This is a genomic window from Pseudomonas sp. OV546 (assembly GCF_900116845.1).
GTDB lineage: Bacteria > Pseudomonadota > Gammaproteobacteria > Pseudomonadales > Pseudomonadaceae > Aquipseudomonas > Aquipseudomonas petroselini.
Map to the genome: position 1 here is coordinate 293,004 of NZ_FPCE01000008.1, position 18,659 is coordinate 311,662.

Genomic DNA, 18,659 nt, shown 5'->3' on the forward strand with positions numbered 1-18,659 from the left:
GTTCGGCAGGGATTACTTGCCGACCTGTTTTTCCTTGATTTCAGCCAAGGTCTTGCAGTCTACGCACAGGTCCGCGGTTGGGCGGGCTTCCAGGCGACGAATACCAATCTCGACGCCGCAGGATTCGCACCAGCCGTATTCTTCGTCTTCGATCAGTTGCAGCGTCTTGTCGATCTTCTTGATCAGCTTGCGTTCGCGATCACGGGCGCGCAGTTCAAGGGCGAACTCTTCTTCCTGGCTGGCACGGTCGGCCGGGTCCGGGAAGTTGGCGGCTTCGTCCTTCATGTGGTCAACGGTGCGGTCGACCTCTTGCATCAAGTCCTGCTTCCACTTTTTCAGGATATTGGTGAAGTGCTGGCGCATGGGCTTGCCCATGTACTCCTCACCCTTCGCTTCGACGTAAGGTGTGAAGCCACTGAGGCTCTGCTGCTGTTGCTTTGCTTGGGTGGACATGAATAGACCGCCTCTCACTCTTCTAATCCATTGCGCAGGATTGCAACGTCACCGACACCTGCCGGCCCTGCGGCTGCAAGCGGGCGAACTTACCAGATAGATTCGGGGTGCGCCACTCCCGGTTGTCGAGGCCCATGGCAAATCGCTTGCAAAACTGCGACAGCCCGCCATTGCTGGGTATGCATTGCCTCGAATGTTGATTTTAGTCGTTTTGCAGGCGCTTGCTCGGCCGGCACATGCCTCCGGGCAGGCAATAGAACATGTTTTCCCGCGAGGGTTCGGTAGAATCCAGATTTTGTCCCTACCGTTAAGGAAGGCTAATGGCTCAGCCCTACAGTGCGCGCAGTCGCGCCATCGAACCTTTTCATGTCATGGCATTGCTGGCGCGGGCCAATGAGCTGCAAGCCGCCGGCCATGACGTGATCCACCTGGAAATCGGTGAGCCGGATTTCACCACTGCCGAGCCCATCATCCAGGCCGGCCAGGCAGCATTGGCCAACGGCAAGACCCGCTACACCGCGGCCCGTGGTCTGCCGGAGTTGCGCGAGGCCATCAGCGGTTTCTATCAGCAGCGCTACGGGCTGAACGTCGACCCCGAGCGTATCCTGATCACCCCCGGCGGTTCCGGCGCTTTGCTGCTGGCCAGCAGCCTGTTGGTGGATCCGGGCAAGCATTGGCTGCTCGCAGACCCCGGTTACCCGTGCAATCGTCACTTCCTGCGGTTGGTGGAGGGCGCGGCCCAACTGGTGCCGGTCGGCCCCGAAGTGCGCTACCAGTTGACCGCCGACCTAGTGGCCAAGCACTGGAATCAAGACAGTGTCGGCGCGCTCGTGGCGTCCCCGGCCAACCCGACCGGGACGATCCTTACGCGTGACGAATTGGCCGGGCTTTCCGCCGCCATCAAGGCGCGCAACGGCCACTTGGTGGTGGACGAAATTTACCATGGCCTCACCTACGGCACGGACGCGGCCAGCGTGCTGGAAGTCGACGACGAAGCATTTGTCCTGAATAGTTTTTCCAAGTATTTCGGCATGACCGGCTGGCGCCTGGGGTGGCTGGTGGCGCCCCCGGCCGCAGTGGGGGAGTTGGAGAAACTGGCGCAAAACCTTTACATCAGTGCGCCAAGCATGGCCCAGCACGCGGCGCTAGCGTGTTTCACCCCGCAAACCCTGAGCATTCTTGAAGAGCGCCGCGCTGAATTCGGCCGTCGTCGTGACTTCCTGCTGCCTGCCTTGCGCGAGTTGGGGTTTGGCATCGCCGTCGAGCCGGAAGGGGCGTTCTATTTGTATGCCGATATCAGCGCGTTCGGCGGTGATGCCTTCGCATTCTGTCGTCACTTCCTCGAAACCGAGCATGTGGCCTTTACCCCTGGCCTGGATTTTGGCCGCTTTAAAGCCGGTCATCATGTGCGCTTTGCCTACACGCAAAACCTCGATCGCCTGCAGGAGGCGGTGGAGCGAATCGCCCGTGGCTTGCGGAGCTGGCAAGGCTGATGCGCTTTAATCCTCCCCTCGAAGAAGCGCGGCTGATTCGTCGCTACAAGCGTTTTCTCACCGATATCGAAACCGTTACCGGCGAGTTGCTCACCATTCACTGCCCCAACACCGGCTCGATGCTCAATTGCATGGTGGAAGGTGGGCAGGTCTGGTTCAGTCGCTCCAATGACCCCAAGCGCAAGTTGCCTGGTACCTGGGAAATCGCCGAGACGCCCCAGGGGCGTCTGGCCTGCGTGAACACCGCGCGTGCCAATCAGTTGGTCGAGGAGGCGTTGCTGGCGGGGGTCATCACCGAACTCAACGGCTTTACTGCGTTGAAGCGCGAGGTGCCTTACGGCCAGGAGAAAAGCCGCATCGATTTTCGTCTGGACTATCCCGATGGCGCGGCCTACGTCGAAGTCAAAAGTGTGACCTTGGGCTTTGATGGCTCTGCGGTTGCCGCGTTCCCTGATGCGGTGACCCAGCGCGGCGCCAAGCATTTGCGCGAGCTGGCCCATCTGGCGCGGCAGGGTGTGCGTGCAGTGCAGTTGTACTGCGTCAATCTCTCGGGCATTGATGCCGTGCGCCCGGCGGTGGAAATCGACGCGGCCTACGCCGCCGCCCTGCGTGAAGCCAAGTCGGCGGGGGTGGAAGTGCTGGCGTATGGCGTGCGGGTGACTTCCGAAGAAATCTGTGTGGATCGGCGGCTGGACGTGCTGCTCGACTAGAGCGCCACCCACAGGCCCTGGTCATCTTCGCGGCCGGGCAGGGCGGTAAGGCTTTGCCCGGCGCAAGGGCCGGCGATGCACTCGCCGCTCTCGATCAGGAACAGGGCGCCGTGGGTGGCGCACTGGATCAAACTGGCGCTGGCGTCGAGAAACTGGTCGGGTTGCCATTCCAGCGAAATGCCGCGATGGGGGCAACGGTTGATGTAGAAGTAGGCTACACCGTCCCGACGCACCGCCAACACCTTGCAGCCGTCGATATCAAAACCGAGGCTGCAGTTAGGCGCGAGGGTTTCGGAGGGGCAGAGAAACTTCATTTCAATCCTTAAGTGCCTTGACGTTCAAATGCAAACAATTATCAAATGCCGGCTTCGCCCGTTAGCTGAGCGGGCGCTCAATGCGATGCCAGGCGGGCGTTATCTGCCTCATCGATGAGTGCTTGAGCGGCCCCGCCTTTGCAAGGAAACCCTGTTATGCGCCTGAGTACCAGCGCTATTGCGCTTGTTGTCGGATTGCTGGTCAACCACGGGGCTCAAGCCTCCGAACTGCCACAACGCTGGGTGAGTGCCGGCGGGGCGCTGTCGGAATGGGTGACGGCCCTGGGCGGTGAGTCGAAATTGGTGGGTGTGGATACCACCAGTCAGCATCCGGAGTCTCTCAAGGCGTTGCCGAGCATTGGCTATCAGCGGCAGTTGTCGGCGGAAGGCATTCTGAGTTTGCGCCCGCAGGTGCTGGTCGGTACTGAAGAAATGGGGCCGCCGCCCGTGCTGGCGCAGATTCGCAACGCGGGTGTGCAGGTGGAAATGTTCTCGGCGCAGCCGGACCTGCCCACGCTGAAAGGTAACCTTCAGCACTTGGGCACGTTGCTGGGCAATGAGGCCAAAGCCAACGAATTGTTTACCGGATATGAGCAGGCGTTGGATCAGCAAAAGCGCTGGGTAAGCAAGGCCCAATCGACCCAAAAGGCGCCAGGCGTGTTGCTGTTGCTCGGTCATGCAGGCGGCAAGCCGCTGATCGCGGGCAAAGACACGGCGGCTGACTGGATGTTGCAGCAGGCTGGCGGGCGCAACCTGGCGACCCATACTGGCTACAAGCCGTTTTCGGTGGAGTCGTTGGCAGGGTTGAGCCCGGATGTGCTGGTGTTTGCTGATCGTGCCCTGACCGGTGAGGCGGCGCGTGCCGCACTGTTCAAGGAGAACCCGATCCTGGCTTCCACGCCAGCGGCCAAAAGCGGGCGAGTGTTTGAGGTCGATCCCACCTTGCTGGTCGGTGGGCTTGGGCCGCGCCTGCCACAAAGCCTCGCGGACCTGTCCGCCGGGTTTTATCCGTCCCTGGCCAAGCCAGCCCTATGACCACTCCGGTTAAACCGAAGACGCTGTTTGTAGGGTTGGCGCTGCTGTGTGTATTCGCTATTTGGCTCTCGCTGGCGCTGGGGCCAGTCAGCCTGCCCTTGCTGGATACGCTCAGGGCTGCGTTGCGGTGGATGGGCGTGCCGATCGAGGCCCAAGGGCTGGAGCAGGCTGAGCTGATCCTGGGGCAGATCCGTTTGCCGCGCACGCTGCTGGGGTTGGCGGTCGGCGGCGTGTTGGCCTTGTCGGGCGTGGCAATGCAGGGGCTGTTTCGCAACCCCTTGGCTGATCCGGGGTTGGTCGGGGTTTCCAGCGGTGCCGCGCTGGGGGCGGCGGTGGCGATTGTAGGGGGTTCGTTTTTCGGCGGTTTGCCGGATGCATTCGGGCCCTATCTGTTGTCGCTATGCGCATTCCTTGGCGGCTTGGGTGTCACTGCACTGGTCTATCGACTAGGGCGGCGCAACGGCCAGACCCATATCGCGACCATGTTGCTGGCCGGCATCGCCCTTACAGCCCTCGCCAGCTCGGCGGTAGGACTGTTTACCTACCTGGCCGACGACGCCACCTTGCGCACCCTGACGTTCTGGAACCTGGGCAGCCTCAACGGCGCCAGCTATTCGCGGTTATGGCCCCTGTTGCTGGTAAGCGCGGGTGTCGCGCTGTGGTTGCCGCGTCGAGCCAAAGCGCTGAACGCGCTGCTACTCGGTGAATCAGAGGCCAATCACTTAGGTATCGATGTAGAAAGGCTTAAGCGCGAGTTGGTCTTCTGCACGGCGTTAGGCGTGGGAGCCGCCGTGGCCGCTGCGGGCATGATTGGTTTTGTGGGGCTGGTGGTGCCACATCTGGTGCGTTTGCTGGCGGGGCCGGATCATCGTGTGCTGCTACCGGCTTCGGTCCTGGCGGGGGCGAGCCTGCTGTTGTTTGCCGATCTGGTCGCGCGCTTGGCCTTGGCACCGGCTGAATTGCCGATCGGTATTGTGACCGCATTTATCGGCGCGCCATTTTTTCTTTATCTGTTGTTGCGGGGGCGTGCCTGATGTTGCGTGTGGAAGACCTGCAGATCCGTCGCGGTCGCACAACCGTATTGGCAGGCGTCACCCTCGATCTGTTGCCGGGCGAGGTGCTCGGGGTCCTGGGCCCCAATGGTGCGGGCAAGAGTACGTTGCTCGGCGGATTGTGCGGCGAGTTGCCTCCTGACCACGGCAACGTGTGGTTGGACCAACGCCCGTTGAGCGAGTGGAGTGGCGCGCAACGGGCGCAACGCCTGGCGGTATTGCCGCAAAGTTCGACGCTGGACTTCGCTTTCCGTGTTGAAGAGGTTGTCGGCATGGGGCGCTTGCCACACCAGACCGGGCGCGTGCGTGATGACGCGATTATCGAGGCAGCCCTACAGGCGGCAGATGTCGGCCACCTGAGCGGTCGCAGCTACCTGGCGCTGTCCGGCGGAGAGCGTCAACGGGTGCATCTGGCGCGGGTGCTGGCGCAGTTATGGCCGGGCGAGGCTGGGCAGACGTTGCTGCTGGATGAGCCGACGTCAATGCTGGACCCCTTGCACCAGCACACAACCTTGCAGGCCATTCGCACTTTTGCCGATCGAGGGGCGGCGGTGTTGGTGATCCTTCACGACTTGAACCTGGCGGCGCGTTATTGTGATCGGATCCTGCTGCTGGAGGCAGGGCGCCCGCATGTCTTGGGTGCGCCGGCGCAGGTGATGCAGCCGGCGCCGTTGAAAGCTGTGTTTGGTTTGGATGTGCTTGTGCAGCCTCATCCGGAGCGTGGGCATCCGTTGATCATTGCCCGCTGAACTGCAGTGTGGGCGGCTTTGTACCGATAGCGTTTTACGGGCAAAAAAAGACCCGGCAAGAGCCGGGTCAAATAACCGTGATTAGCCTGATGAGGAGATAATCTGAGAGTCCGAACCAATGGTCTTTCAGTTATCGGCTGATCTCGCGATCAGCTGTGATAATCATAACGATTCTCATTTGAGAGTCAACATTTGTTTTCAATGGCTCTTCAGATTTTCTCAAACGTCCGTTCGGAATGCCTGTAAATGTTGGCTTTGCCAGTCGATCTAATTTTTTTGGCGGGCCGAAATAGCGTCCAATTGCCGGTTCAACGCTTCTTTGCGCTCGGCAGGAATGTCATTCCAATGCACATCCATCAAGGCCCCTTCGATTGCATACAGCAGCACTTTCGATGCGCGAAACCCGCGCGTCCGTACGGCCCGGTAGGCATCGACCGCACCCAGGCGACGCAAGTCGGACGCACTGTGGATGCCCACCGCATGCAGCCACTGTGCTGACGTCTTGCCAAGGTTTTTCAGGTGTTGCAGCTCATCGTTCATCAAGCCTCCTTGCGACGGCCGAATGGTTCGGTGGGTATCGTGACCAGGCAAGCCTGAAAGGAGTGTAGCGCTCAGTAGGAAAAGCGTAGTTCTTTAGTCGGAAACGGCCTAAAGACCGAGAGGAGTGATGTGATCCGGCAGGCGGGAAGCCCGGCACGCCTGTGCGATACCGGGCTGAAGCAGCGAGTATTAGCGGGTACGGTAACGCAGGCGGGTGCCAAAGTTGACTGACATGAGGATTTCATCGGCGGTCAGCTCCGCAGGGAAATAGGTCCCGGATATCTGCGCGTGGGCCAGGCTGGCGCCTTCCAGCGAGCAACCGCGCAGGTCGAGGCCGCGCAAATCCGCAGAGCGGAAGTAGGCATCGGTAAAGTCCACGCCGGTGGCGTTCAACTCACGCAAGTCCAGGCCGCGAAAGTCCCCGCCGCGCATGTCGATGACGCCGTCTTTTGGACGTTCCTGGTTGAAGCCCCGGATATCATCTTTATGCAGGAGCGAGTAAAGCGGAGTATCAAGAAGCTTGGGCTGACTCATGACGGCAACTCCTGTTGGATTTATGGCGCCATTATAGTGCCACTATTGCGGGGTCGTGCGCCCAAGTAGACGACACGACCAAGAATTTTTTCTTACAGGCCTGGCAGGCGCTGGCGAATATGCGCCACCAACGCATCGAGCGTACCGCTTTCATTGGTCTCGACGCGTTTGCTGAGGAGCAGCTCCTCGGCGGTCAGCGAGTCGCGATTGGCTTGCTGTTCTTCGATAACGGCCAGTGTCGCGTCGGAAGGATCATTGTTGTCTGCCTGACGTTGTGCCAACCAGCTGGCGATTACGGCTTGCGGCGCGTTGCAATCCAGGATCAGGAACGGCGCACCGGTGGCTTCGGCGACTTTGGCCGCTGCATCGCGTTGTTCGCGTTTCAGGAAGGTGGCATCCAACACCACTGGGTAACCGGCACGCAGTACGGTGTCGGCGATTTCATTCAACCGGGTGTAGGTCGCCACGCTGGCGTCGGCCGCATAGATACCGGCCTGCGGCGTGTTTTCGACGTGTTGCTCACCGAACAGACGCTTGCGTTCCACGTCCGAGCGCAGGCGCACAGCACCCAGCGCTTCCACCAGGCGCATGGCCACGTGGCTTTTGCCCACGGCCGAAACACCGTGGGTAATTGCCAGGAAGCGCGACGGAATGGTGCTGTAGCTTTCCGCCAGATTCGCGTAGTTGCGGTATTGACGCAGGGTCGTGGCGCGTTGCACCGGGCTGGCCTCGCTCGGCATGCTGAACAGCGCGATCTTGGCGCGTACCAAGGCGCGATAGGCTTTATAGAAGTTCAGCACCTCCAGGCCTTGATAGTCGCCGGTCAACTCCAGGTACTGGCTGATAAAGCGGCGCGCCAGGGATTTGAGGCCGCGGTCTTCAAGGTCCATGGCCAGGAAGCCGGTATCGGCGTACACATCGGTGAAGCGGAAAGGCTCGTTGAATTCGATGCAGTCGAAGATCACTACGTGGCCATCGATCAACGTCGCGTTACCCAGGTGAATATCGCCGTGGCATTCGCGGGTGAAACCTTCCTGTTTGCGCTGGGAGAACAGCGGCTTGAGGCGCTCGAAGCTGCTTTCGGCCCAAGCTTGCAAAGCGTCCAGTTGCGCCAGGTCGGCCTTGTCACTGAGGAACGGGCGAATCTGGTCGAAGTTCTGGCGAACCGGTGCCATCACCTCGTCCGGGGTGCCGGCCGGGTGTTCCTGCGGTACTTTCGGTGCGGTGAGGTGGAAGTGCGCGATTTGCTTGGCCATCTCATCGATGTGCGCGCTGGTCAATTCGCCGTTGGCTTGCAAGGTGCTGAGCAGTTGGCTCTGCGGGAACTGACGCATTTTCAGCGCATATTCGATGACTGGGCCATCGCCACCCAACTGAGGGGCCTCGGCCGTGCCGGTGATCGGCAACACTTCAAGATACAAGTCTTCGGTCAAACGCTGGTTGAGGCGCAGCTCTTCATTGCAGAAGTGGCCGCGCTTTTCCAGATCCGTGAAGTCCAGGAAGCCGAAGTTCATCGGTTTCTTCAATTTATAGGCATAGGGCCCGGTCAGCACGACCCAGGAAATATGGGTCTCGATGACTTGGAACGCATCAACCGGGTGGGCGTATAAGGCCGGGTTTTGCAGGGCGGCGATCAGGGTCTGGCTCACGGGCGATCCTTCAGAGTCTGGCGGAAAACATGGCGGGCATTATGGCTGCTGCGGCCGGTCGTGCAAACCGCTGTCCGGCTCATGTTGATCATCAATAAAGTGCGTATAATCCGCCGCCATGACTCGAACCCGATCTCCCCGTTCCCGTAAAAAACCTCCTTCCCGCGGCCTGCGCCCTTGGCTGGGCTGGGCGCTCAAGCTCGGCCTCGTGGGCCTCGTAGTGCTCGCCGGCTTTGCGGTGTACCTCGACGCTGTGGTCCAGGAGAAGTTCTCCGGCAAGCGTTGGACCATTCCCGCCAAGGTGTATGCACGCCCGCTGGAGTTGTTTACCGGCCAGAAGCTAAGCAAGGATGACTTCCTGACCGAACTCGACGCCTTGGGCTATCGCCGCGAACCCGTGAGCAACGGGCCGGGCGCGGCGGCTGTCAGTGGTAACACCGTCGACTTGAATACCCGCGGTTTCCAGTTCTATGAAGGCCTGGAAAAAGCCCAGCCTGTGCGCGTGCGCTTTTCCGGCGATTACGTCGCTGAGTTGTCGTCCCTCAATGGCTCGAAGCTGCCGGTGGTTCGCCTCGAACCGCTGATGATCGGCGGCATTTACCCTAAAAACCTTGAAGATCGCATCCTGATCAAGCTTGACCAGGTGCCGCCGTACCTGTTGGAAACCCTGGTTGCTGTTGAAGACCGCGATTTCTACCACCACTGGGGCGTTTCGCCGAAGTCGATCGCCCGCGCGGTCTGGGTGAACACCTCCGGCGGCAAGATGACTCAGGGCGGCAGTACGCTGACGCAACAATTGGTCAAGAACTTCTACCTGACCAACGAGCGTAGCCTCACCCGTAAGCTCACTGAAGCCATGATGGCGATGCTGCTGGAGCTGCACTACAGCAAGCAGGAAATCCTTGAGGCGTACCTCAACGAGGTATTCGTCGGCCAGGATGGCCAGCGCGCCGTGCATGGTTTCGGCCTGGCCAGCCAGTTCTTCTTTGGCCAGCCGCTGTCCGAACTGAAGCTGCACCAGGTGGCGTTGCTGGTGGGCATGGTCAAGGGGCCTTCCTACTACAACCCGCGCCGCAATCCTGAGCGTGCGCTGGAGCGACGCAACCTCGTGCTTGATGTACTTGAGCAACAAGGTGTTGCCACGGCTGAACAGGTCGCTGCCGCGAAGAAAATGCCGTTGGGTGTCACTACCCGCGGCAAGCTGGCGGACAGCTCCTTCCCGGGCTTTATCGATCTGGTCAAGCGCCAACTGCGTGAAGACTACCGCGACGAAGACTTGACCGAAGAAGGCCTGCGAATCTTCACCAGTTTCGACCCGATCCTGCAGATGAAGGCCGAAGCGTCCGTCAATGACACGTTCAAGCGTCTGACAGGCCGTAAAGGTTCCGATGAAGTCGAAGCGGCCATGGTTGTGACCAATCCGGAAACGGGTGAAGTGCAAGCCATGATCGGCAGCCGTCAGGCCAGCTTTGCCGGGTTCAACCGCGCGCTGGATGCGGTGCGGCCAATCGGTTCCCTGGTCAAGCCTGCGGTTTACCTGACCGCGTTGGAAAAACCGAGCAAATACACCCTGACCAGTTGGCTCTCAGATGACCCGCTGTCGGTCAAAGGTGCCGATGGCCAAGTGTGGACACCCCAGAACTTCGACCGTCGTTCCCACGGTACGATATTCCTGTATCAGGGCATTGCGCACTCCTACAATATTTCCACGTCGCGGCTGGGCCTTGAGGTCGGCGTGCCGAATGTCCTCAAGACCATCGCGCGGCTGGGTGTCACCCGTGAGTTCCCGGCCTTCCCGTCGATCCTGTTGGGCGCTGGCGCGATGACCCCGATGGAAGTCGCGACGATGTACCAGACCCTCGCCAACGGTGGTTTCAACACCCCCATGCGCGGGATCCGCAGCGTGCTGACCGCCGAGGGTGAGCCGCTCAAGCGCTACCCGTTCCAGATTCAGCAACGGTTTGATGCGGGCTCCATTTATCTGATCCAGAACGCCATGCAGCGCGTGATGCGTGAAGGTACCGGGCGTTCGGTCTATAGCGTGCTGCCGGCGAACCTGACATTGGCAGGCAAGACCGGTACCAGTAACGATTCGCGTGACAGCTGGTTCGCAGGTTTCGGCCAGGACGTGCTGGCGGTGGTGTGGCTGGGGCGCGACGATAACGGCAAGACGCCGTTTACCGGTGCCACCGGTGCGCTGCAGGTCTGGACCAGTTTCATGCGCAAAGCTGATCCGCTGCCGTTGAACATGCCGCAGCCGGATAACATCGTGCAGGCTTGGATCGATCCGCACACGGGGCAGGGCTCAGATGCCAACTGTCCGGGCGCGGTGCAGATGCCGTATATTCGCGGCAGCGAACCGCCTCCCGGCGCCGCATGCGGTGGCAGTGCCCCCGCTGATGCGGAGTCGGTGATGGATTGGGTCAAGGGCTGGATGAATTAAGCAAAGAGGGTTTCAAGTGAACAAGTGGTGGATTCCAGCTATTACAGCTCTGGCTTTGCTCAACGGTTGCGCCAGCGTGCAGCGCGGCTCCATTCCCGTGGTGGATTCGAGCACTGCCGTCTCCAATAACGACCGGATTTCGGCCAATGGCGGCTTCCGCCAGACCGTGACCAATCGTCCAGCGCAAGCTACGACCCAGGCGATGCCACAGGATTCCGGTGTGGTGGTCATGGTGCCAGGCGCTGGCGCTGCCACCTCTGCGCCGATCAGTGCCGAGCCGTGGACGCCAGGGCCAAGCACCTCGGGTCCGATCGACTCCACGCCGATTCAAACTGCGCCGATCAATCAGGGCACCTACACCATGCCGTCGACGCCAAGTGGCATTCCATCGTCTTCCAGCGGTGGCGGCCTGTCGGCTGACGAGCAACTGGATGGCCCGGTGCTTGCGCTGCTGACCACGGCCCAGCAACAGCAGGCGGGTGGTGATTTGAATGGTGCGTCGTCGAGCCTCGAACGTGCCCAGCGCGTGGCTCCGCGTGAGCCGCAAGTGTTGTATCGCCTGGCCCAGGTTCGCATGGCCCAGGGTGATGCTCCGCAGGCCGAGCAGTTCGCCCGTCGTGGCCTGAGTCTGGCCAACGGTCGTCCCGACTTGCAAGCCAGCCTGTGGGCCTTGATTGGTGACGCGCGCGCCGCGCAAGGCGATGCCGCCGGTGCCGCGCAGGCTCGGCAAAAAGCCAAGGTCAGCCTCTGATGGATGCACGCTTCCCCGCCATTGCCGAACAGTTATTGCTGATTGAGCGCGAGTTGCGCGTGCAGGGCTGGTGGGACGAGGTGTCCCCCAGCGTCGAGGCGCTCAGCAGCGTTGAACCTTTTTCGGTGGATACGCTGGATTTTCACCAGTGGCTGCAGTGGGTATTCCTGGTGCGCATGAAGCAGATCCTCGAACAGGACCTGCCGCTGCCCAATGCGTCGGGCATCCTGGAAATGGCCGAGATGGTCTACGCCGACCGCCCGCTGGAAAGCCTTGGCTTACGTAATGCGCTGAAAAAGTTCGACCAACTGATCGTCGACGCTCGTTAATTGCCTGACTGCCGGTTTTTCCGGCAGTCTTGCGCACATTTCTACCGCTTGACGACATTCAGGCGAGTTTTATCCCTCCTCAAAGCCCTTTCTTCTACGTTCTCATGCGCTTAGTTGGAAAAAAGCGCAATTATTGCTTGACTTGAACGTCCTGAAACAGAAGAATCCAAAGTCCGCTGTATCGGGACTGCCAGAAGCAGGCCCGCTCAGCAGATCATGAGGCGCACATCCGCGCCGACCTGTTACACCCGCAACGCGTTACCTCGCGCTGGGTGGGAAAAGCCCGCAACACTTGGGACGATCCCAATACTTGCTCAGTCAGTGCTGACGTAGTCGGCGACCACCGTCGCTCATGCTCTGTTGAGAAGTAAACCTATTAAGACCCGTCGGTTTTTTTAACGGACGGTATTCTGGCGTTTTAGAGGTGAACAACGTGGAGCTTTTATCTGGCGGTGAGATGCTCGTCCGCTTTTTGCGTGACGAAGGCGTCGACTATATCTACGGGTACCCAGGTGGTGCTCTGCTGCATGTCTACGACGCACTGTTCAAGGAACCGGCTGTTACCCACATCCTGGTTCGCCACGAGCAGGCCGCGACCCATATGGCTGACGGTTACGCCCGTGCCACCGGTAAAGCCGGTGTGGTACTGGTAACGTCCGGCCCTGGCGCAACCAATGCCATTACCGGCATCGCGACTGCGTATATGGACTCCATCCCGATGGTGATCATTTCCGGCCAAGTGGCTAGCACCATGGTCGGTACCGATGCATTCCAGGAAACCGACATGATCGGTATCTCCCGGCCGATCGTGAAACACAGCTTCATGATCAAGCATGCGTCGGAAATCCCGGAAGTCATGAAAAAGGCCTTCTACCTCGCACAGTCCGGTCGCCCGGGTCCTGTGGTGGTCGACATCCCGAAAGACATGACCAACCCGGCCGAGAAATTCGAATACATCTTCCCGAAGAAGGCCAAGCTGCGCTCCTACAGCCCGGCCGTCCGTGGGCACTCGGGGCAAATCCGCAAGGCCGCAGAAATGCTCCTGGCGGCCAAGCGTCCAGTGCTGTACTCGGGTGGTGGCGTGATTCTGGGCGGCGGTTCTGCGCCTTTGACTGAGCTGGCCAAACTGCTCAACCTGCCGGTGACCAATACGTTGATGGGCCTCGGCGCCTTCCCAGGTACCGACCGTCAGTTTGTCGGCATGCTCGGCATGCACGGCAGCTACACCGCTAACCTGGCGATGCACCACGCCGACGTGATCCTGGCAGTGGGCGCGCGTTTCGATGACCGCGTGATCAACGGCGCGAGCAAATTCTGCCCGAATGCCAAGATCATCCATATCGACATCGACCCGGCGTCCATCTCCAAGACCATCAAGGCCGATGTGCCGATCGTGGGTCCTGTTGAAAGCGTATTGACCGAAATGGTTGCTGCGCTCAAGGACATCGGCGAGACGCCGAACAAGGAATCCGTTGCCAGTTGGTGGAAGCAGATCGACGAATGGCGCGGTGATCGCGGCCTGTTCCCTTACGACAAGGGCGACGGCAGCATCATCAAGCCACAAACCGTGATCGAGACCCTGTGCGAAGTGACCAAGGGCGACGCCTTTGTGACCTCCGACGTGGGCCAGCACCAGATGTTCGCTGCGCAGTACTACAAGTTCGACAAGCCTAACCGCTGGATCAACTCCGGTGGCCTAGGCACGATGGGCTTTGGTTTCCCTGCGGCCATGGGCGTGAAACTGAGCTTCCCGGACACTGACGTTGCATGCGTCACCGGCGAGGGCAGCATCCAGATGAACATCCAGGAACTGTCGACGTGCCTGCAGTACGGCCTTCCGGTGAAGATCGTGTGCTTGAACAACGGCGTGCTGGGCATGGTTCGTCAATGGCAGGACATGAGCTACAACAGCCGTCACTCCCATTCCTACATGGAGTCGCTGCCGGATTTCGTAAAATTGGTTGAAGCCTATGGCCATGTCGGCATTCGCATCACCGATTTGAAAGATCTGAAGCCGAAGATGGAAGAGGCGTTCGCCATGAAGGACCGCTTGGTGTTCATCGATATTCAGGTGGATACCAGCGAGCACGTCTACCCGATGCAGATCAAAGACGGCTCTATGCGCGACATGTGGCTGAACAAGACGGAGCGTACTTAATCATGCGGCACATTATCTCCCTGCTTCTGGAGAACGAACCCGGCGCTCTGTCTCGTGTTGTCGGCCTGTTTTCGCAACGCAACTACAACATCGAAAGCCTGACCGTGGCCCCGACCGAAGACCCGACCCTGTCGCGCCTGACGTTGACCACCGTGGGCCACGATGAGGTGATCGAGCAGATCACCAAGAACCTCAACAAGCTGATCGAAGTGGTCAAGCTGGTCGACCTGTCGGAAAGTGCCCACATCGAGCGTGAGCTGATGCTGGTTAAGGTCAAGGCCACGGGTGCCCAACGTGCCGAGATCAAACGGACTACCGACATTTATCGCGGGCAGATCGTTGATGTGAGCGCCAGCGTTTATACCGTTCAACTGACCGGTACAAGCGACAAGCTGGACAGCTTCATCCAGTCGATCGGGACGGCCTCGATTCTGGAAACAGTACGCAGTGGTGTCACCGGGATTGCCCGTGGCGACAAAGTACTCAGCATTTAACCCAAATTAGTGAATGGCCTTACGGCCTGGATATATAGAGGAACCTCATGAAAGTTTATTACGATAAAGATTGTGACCTGTCGATCATCCAGGGCAAGAAAGTCGCCATCATCGGCTACGGTTCCCAGGGTCACGCGCAAGCTTGCAACCTGAAAGATTCCGGCGTTGACGTGACTGTTGGCCTGCGTAAAGGCTCGGCCACTGTTGCCAAGGCTGAAGCCCACGGCCTGAAAGTGACTGACGTTGCTTCCGCCGTTGCTGCTGCCGACCTGGTCATGATCCTGACCCCGGACGAGTTCCAGTCCGCGCTGTACAAGAATGAAATCGAGCCGAACATCAAGAAGGGCGCCACCCTGGCCTTCTCCCACGGCTTCGCGATCCACTACAACCAAGTAGTGCCACGCGCTGATCTCGACGTGATCATGATCGCGCCAAAAGCACCGGGCCACACCGTGCGTTCCGAGTTCGTCAAAGGCGGCGGCATCCCTGACCTGATCGCGATCTACCAGGACGCATCGGGCAACGCCAAGAACGTCGCACTGTCCTACGCTGCTGGCGTGGGTGGCGGTCGTACCGGCATCATCGAAACCACCTTCAAGGACGAGACTGAAACCGACCTGTTCGGCGAACAAGCTGTACTGTGCGGCGGTACCGTTGAGCTGGTTAAAGCCGGTTTCGAAACCCTGGTTGAAGCTGGCTACGCGCCAGAAATGGCCTACTTCGAGTGCCTGCACGAACTGAAGCTGATCGTTGACCTCATGTACGAAGGCGGTATCGCCAACATGAACTACTCGATCTCCAACAACGCCGAATACGGCGAGTACGTGACTGGCCCGGAAGTGATCAACGCCGAGTCCCGTCAGGCCATGCGCAACGCCCTGAAACGTATTCAGGACGGCGAATACGCCAAAATGTTCATCAGCGAAGGCGCTACCGGCTACCCTTCGATGACCGCCAAGCGTCGTAACAACGCCGCTCACGGTATCGAAGTCATCGGCGAGCAACTGCGCTCGATGATGCCGTGGATCGGTGCCAACAAGATCGTTGACAAAGCCAAGAACTAAGTCGAACGTATCAAGAGAAAACGCGGCTTAGGCCGCGTTTTTTCGTTTGAGGGGCGGGTTCTGGTATAAAGCTGCATCGTTTGCGGGCGAACACTCGCCGCAAGTATCTGTCGAATTTTTTTCACACCGTTGCAAGGTAAAGTCCATGAGCGAACGTCCCGAAGAGCCAAGCCAGGCTTCTGACGCCGAAAGCCTGCTGCCGATCGATGAGCATGTCGAAGAAGGGCATGACGCGGAAGGTCGCAAGGTCCGGCATCGTGGCATCTATCTGCTGCCCAACCTGTTCACCACGGCGAACCTGTTTGCCGGGTTCTATTCCATCATCAACTCCATGAGTGCCCAAAGCGCACTGGCGGCAGGTGATGCGGTGAGTGCCAGCAAGTATTTCGGTTTTGCTGCCATTGCAATCTTCGTGGCCATGGTGCTCGACGGCCTTGATGGGCGAGTGGCGCGCATGACCAACACACAGAGCGCCTTCGGAGCCGAGTACGACTCACTGTCGGACATGGTCGCGTTTGGCGTCGCCCCTGCGTTGTTGGCATTTGCCTGGGCGCTGGGCGATATGGGCAAGGTCGGCTGGATGGTTGCCTTCATCTATGTCGCCGGCGCTGCTTTGCGTCTGGCGCGCTTCAACACCCAGGTGGGAACCGCCGACAAGCGTTACTTCATCGGTCTTGCCAGCCCTGCTGCTGCGGGTGTGGTGGCGGGTATCGTCTGGGCATTCAGTGATTACGGGATCCAGGGTTCGAAGATGTCGTTCCTGGTGGCCTTGATGGTGGCTGCTGCCGGCATGCTGATGGTCAGCAACATCAAGTACAACAGCTTTAAGGAGCTGGACCTCAAGGGGCGTGTGCCTTTCGTGGCGATTCTGGCAGTGGTGCTGGTGTTCGCCGTGGTGTTCAGTGATCCTCCGCGTATTCTGTTGCTGGCGTTCCTGGTCTACGCCGCGTCGGGGCCGGTTCAGTACTTGCTGCATTTGCGCCGCGACAAAACATTGCCTTAATGTAATTTCCCCCATACTCCGCAGTCTATTGGTATATCAGTTCTCCAATGCTGCGGAGTTGCCATGTTAATCAAGTTGCCCAAAGCGTCCGATTGCCACGAGTCGGATGTCACGCCTGAATCCTTCTATCTCTCTCGCCGTAGCTTGCTCGGTGGTGCGCTTGCCGGCATTGCTGCCAGCAGCTTGCCGCGTTGGGCCAGTGCGGACGAGGCCTCGCGTTATGCCGATGTCGAGGCGGGCAGGGCGCCGGCCTGGTTTGCCGAGAAGCTGCCAGGCACAAAATGGCAGGCCATCACGGTGAAGGATGAGGCGATCACGCCCTTCAAGGACGCAACGCACTACAACAACTTCTATGAGTTCGGTACCGACAAGGGCGACCCGGCAGCGAATGCGGGCTCACTCAAGACCGAGCCTTGGAGTGTGGTTATTGATGGTGAGGTGGCGAAGCCAGGCCGCTATGCTCTGGAAGACTTCATGAAACCTTATCAGTTGGAAGAGCGGATCTACCGTCTACGCTGCGTCGAGGCGTGGTCCATGGTGATTCCCTGGATCGGTTTTCCTATCTCTGCGTTGCTCAAGCAGGTTGAGCCGACCTCCAAAGCCAAGTACATCCGTTTTGAAACCCTCCAGGACCCAAAGAGCATGCCGGGGCAGCGCTCGAGTTTTGGCTTGATCGACTGGCCTTATATAGAAGGCTTGCGTCTGGATGAGGCGATGAATCCCCTGGCGATTCTGGCGGTGGGTATGTATGGGCGCGAATTGCCTAACCAGAACGGTGCGCCGCTGCGCTTGGTCGTGCCGTGGAAGTATGGCTTCAAGAGCGTGAAATCCATTGTGCGGATCAGCCTCGTGAGTGAGCAACCGAAAACCACCTGGCAAAGCATTGCCGCGGATGAGTACGGGTTCTACGCGAATGTGAACCCGACGGTCGATCACCCTCGTTGGACTCAGGCGCGGGAGCGTCGTCTGCCGAGTGGCCTGTTCAGTCCCAATGTACGTGAGACGCAGATGTTCAATGGTTACTCGGACGAGGTGGCTGCTCTTTATACCGGTCTCGATCTGCGGAAGAACTACTGATGCGTTACCCGATCTGGCGCGTTGGCGTTTTTATAGCGGCGGCGGTATGGCCGCTGTTCTGGCTCTATGAGGCATGGAGTGCTGTCCTCGGGCCGGATCCGGGCAAGGTGCTGGTAGATCGGCTGGGGCTCGGCACATTGATTCTGTTACTGATCACCCTGGCAATGACGCCACTGCAGAAGCTTAGTGGTTGGGCGGGGTGGATAGCGGTGCGCCGGCAATTGGGATTGTGGTGCTTCGCCTATGTTGTGCTGCACCTGGCTGCTTATTGTGTGTTTGTGCTTGGGTTGGACTGGTCGCAGCTGGGTGTGGAGTTGCGCAAGCGGCCTTACATTATTGTCGGGGCGCTGGGTTTCCTGTTGCTGTTGGTATTAGCGGTGACCTCTAATCGTTACAGTCAGCGCCGATTGGGCAGCCGTTGGAAAAAGCTGCATCGTCTCGTGTATGTCGTTCTGGGGCTCGGCTTGCTGCATATGTTGTGGATAGTGCGGGCTGATCTCAAGGAGTGGGCTGTCTATGCATCTATAGGTGCGCTGCTTCTGGTATTGCGGATACCCCCGGTGATGCGCCGGATTCCCCGACTTATCGCGAAAAAACCACTTTCTGCAACAAAAGCGTAATTAAGGGTTGACGGCAGATTCTGGAAGTCTATAATTCGCCCCACTTCCGGCGCAGTCGAAACGGAAAACTCCTTGGTAAACAAAGAGTTACGCAGAATTCGACAGCGAGTTGCTTCAGTTCATCGAAGCCCAGAAGGAGTTGGTAGAGCGGTGTTGTTTGGCTCTATTAACGTTTCGATCCTCTCGGTCGA

At 59.3% G+C, this 18,659-nt stretch carries 19 protein-coding genes; 14 read left to right on the forward strand and 5 right to left on the reverse strand.

What is annotated here, in order from left to right:
- Positions 1 to 12: 12 nt before the first annotated feature.
- On the reverse strand, positions 13 to 453 hold the full coding sequence (gene dksA, locus BM403_RS20030; RefSeq protein WP_043205898.1) for an RNA polymerase-binding protein DksA: 441 nt from the start codon (positions 451 to 453) through the stop codon (positions 13 to 15).
- A gap of 320 nt (positions 454 to 773) precedes the next feature.
- On the opposite strand from dksA, the gene BM403_RS20035 reads away from it, so the two are divergent.
- Positions 774 to 1,946: a pyridoxal phosphate-dependent aminotransferase gene (locus BM403_RS20035; protein ID WP_015885900.1), complete on the forward strand. Its 1,173-nt coding sequence runs from the start codon at positions 774 to 776 to the stop codon at positions 1,944 to 1,946.
- Entirely contained in the window at positions 1,946 to 2,656 is a 711-nt protein-coding gene (gene sfsA / locus BM403_RS20040) for a DNA/RNA nuclease SfsA (protein WP_015885899.1), read from the forward strand. The genes BM403_RS20035 and sfsA overlap by 1 nt, the downstream gene beginning before the upstream one ends.
- On the opposite strand, the gene BM403_RS20045 is transcribed toward sfsA, so the two are convergent.
- A complete protein-coding gene (locus tag BM403_RS20045) occupies positions 2,653 to 2,970 on the reverse strand; it encodes a Rieske (2Fe-2S) protein (RefSeq protein WP_046034296.1) in 318 nt (105 codons plus the stop codon). The genes sfsA and BM403_RS20045 overlap by 4 nt on opposite strands.
- Positions 2,971 to 3,126: 156 nt before the next feature.
- Here BM403_RS20045 and BM403_RS20050 point away from each other — a divergent pair, with 156 nt between their 5' ends.
- The 3 genes from BM403_RS20050 to BM403_RS20060 are packed head-to-tail and all read left to right on the forward strand — an operon-like array spanning position 3,127 to position 5,806.
- Positions 3,127 to 4,005, forward strand: coding sequence for a heme/hemin ABC transporter substrate-binding protein (locus tag BM403_RS20050; protein WP_093544350.1), 879 nt, complete (start codon positions 3,127 to 3,129; stop codon positions 4,003 to 4,005).
- Positions 4,002 to 5,039: a FecCD family ABC transporter permease gene (locus BM403_RS20055; RefSeq protein WP_093544353.1), complete on the forward strand. Its 1,038-nt coding sequence runs from the start codon at positions 4,002 to 4,004 to the stop codon at positions 5,037 to 5,039. The genes BM403_RS20050 and BM403_RS20055 overlap by 4 nt, the downstream gene beginning before the upstream one ends.
- On the forward strand, positions 5,039 to 5,806 hold the full coding sequence (locus BM403_RS20060) for a heme ABC transporter ATP-binding protein (RefSeq protein WP_093544357.1): 768 nt from the start codon (positions 5,039 to 5,041) through the stop codon (positions 5,804 to 5,806). The genes BM403_RS20055 and BM403_RS20060 overlap by 1 nt, the downstream gene beginning before the upstream one ends.
- A gap of 267 nt (positions 5,807 to 6,073) precedes the next feature.
- Here BM403_RS20060 and BM403_RS20065 read toward each other — a convergent pair whose 3' ends face one another.
- From BM403_RS20065 to BM403_RS20075, 3 genes are all read right to left on the reverse strand, one after another.
- Positions 6,074 to 6,346 carry a TfoX/Sxy family protein gene (locus BM403_RS20065; protein ID WP_010562703.1) on the reverse strand — a complete coding sequence of 91 codons (273 nt, stop codon included), beginning with the start codon at positions 6,344 to 6,346 and terminating at the stop codon, positions 6,074 to 6,076.
- Between the two features lie 189 nt (positions 6,347 to 6,535).
- Positions 6,536 to 6,880, reverse strand: coding sequence for a pentapeptide repeat-containing protein (locus tag BM403_RS20070; protein WP_046034299.1), 345 nt, complete (start codon positions 6,878 to 6,880; stop codon positions 6,536 to 6,538).
- Positions 6,881 to 6,972: 92 nt separating this feature from the next.
- On the reverse strand, positions 6,973 to 8,529 hold the full coding sequence (locus tag BM403_RS20075; protein WP_015885893.1) for a bifunctional aminoglycoside phosphotransferase/ATP-binding protein: 1,557 nt from the start codon (positions 8,527 to 8,529) through the stop codon (positions 6,973 to 6,975).
- 118 nt (positions 8,530 to 8,647) lie between these two features.
- Between BM403_RS20075 and mrcB the strand changes: the two genes are divergently transcribed.
- The 9 genes from mrcB to msrQ all read left to right on the forward strand — a co-directional run bounded on the left by mrcB (position 8,648) and on the right by msrQ (position 18,468).
- Positions 8,648 to 10,972: a penicillin-binding protein 1B gene (gene mrcB, locus BM403_RS20080; protein ID WP_015885892.1), complete on the forward strand. Its 2,325-nt coding sequence runs from the start codon at positions 8,648 to 8,650 to the stop codon at positions 10,970 to 10,972.
- Positions 10,973 to 10,988: 16 nt separating this feature from the next.
- Entirely contained in the window at positions 10,989 to 11,723 is a 735-nt protein-coding gene (locus BM403_RS20085) for a tetratricopeptide repeat protein (protein WP_093544360.1), read from the forward strand.
- Positions 11,723 to 12,052 carry a YqcC family protein gene (locus tag BM403_RS20090; protein ID WP_015885890.1) on the forward strand — a complete coding sequence of 110 codons (330 nt, stop codon included), beginning with the start codon at positions 11,723 to 11,725 and terminating at the stop codon, positions 12,050 to 12,052. Before BM403_RS20085 ends, BM403_RS20090 begins: the two co-directional genes overlap by 1 nt.
- A 433-nt stretch (positions 12,053 to 12,485) precedes the next feature.
- Positions 12,486 to 14,210 (forward strand): acetolactate synthase 3 large subunit, encoded by a 1,725-nt coding sequence (locus tag BM403_RS20095; RefSeq protein WP_015885889.1) that lies wholly within the window; start codon positions 12,486 to 12,488, stop codon positions 14,208 to 14,210.
- 2 nt (positions 14,211 to 14,212) lie between these two features.
- Positions 14,213 to 14,704 carry an acetolactate synthase small subunit gene (ilvN, locus tag BM403_RS20100; RefSeq protein WP_003176102.1) on the forward strand — a complete coding sequence of 164 codons (492 nt, stop codon included), beginning with the start codon at positions 14,213 to 14,215 and terminating at the stop codon, positions 14,702 to 14,704.
- 47 nt (positions 14,705 to 14,751) lie between these two features.
- Complete coding sequence (ilvC, locus tag BM403_RS20105) at positions 14,752 to 15,768, forward strand: ketol-acid reductoisomerase (RefSeq protein ID WP_003176099.1); 1,017 nt, start codon at positions 14,752 to 14,754, stop codon at positions 15,766 to 15,768.
- A 145-nt stretch (positions 15,769 to 15,913) separates the two neighbouring features.
- Positions 15,914 to 16,771 carry a CDP-diacylglycerol--serine O-phosphatidyltransferase gene (pssA, locus tag BM403_RS20110; RefSeq protein WP_015885888.1) on the forward strand — a complete coding sequence of 286 codons (858 nt, stop codon included), beginning with the start codon at positions 15,914 to 15,916 and terminating at the stop codon, positions 16,769 to 16,771.
- Positions 16,772 to 16,834: 63 nt separating this feature from the next.
- Positions 16,835 to 17,848: a protein-methionine-sulfoxide reductase catalytic subunit MsrP gene (msrP, locus tag BM403_RS20115; RefSeq protein WP_015885887.1), complete on the forward strand. Its 1,014-nt coding sequence runs from the start codon at positions 16,835 to 16,837 to the stop codon at positions 17,846 to 17,848.
- Complete coding sequence (gene msrQ / locus BM403_RS20120) at positions 17,848 to 18,468, forward strand: protein-methionine-sulfoxide reductase heme-binding subunit MsrQ (protein ID WP_093544363.1); 621 nt, start codon at positions 17,848 to 17,850, stop codon at positions 18,466 to 18,468. Before msrP ends, msrQ begins: the two co-directional genes overlap by 1 nt.
- The last annotated feature ends 191 nt before the right edge of the window (positions 18,469 to 18,659 follow it).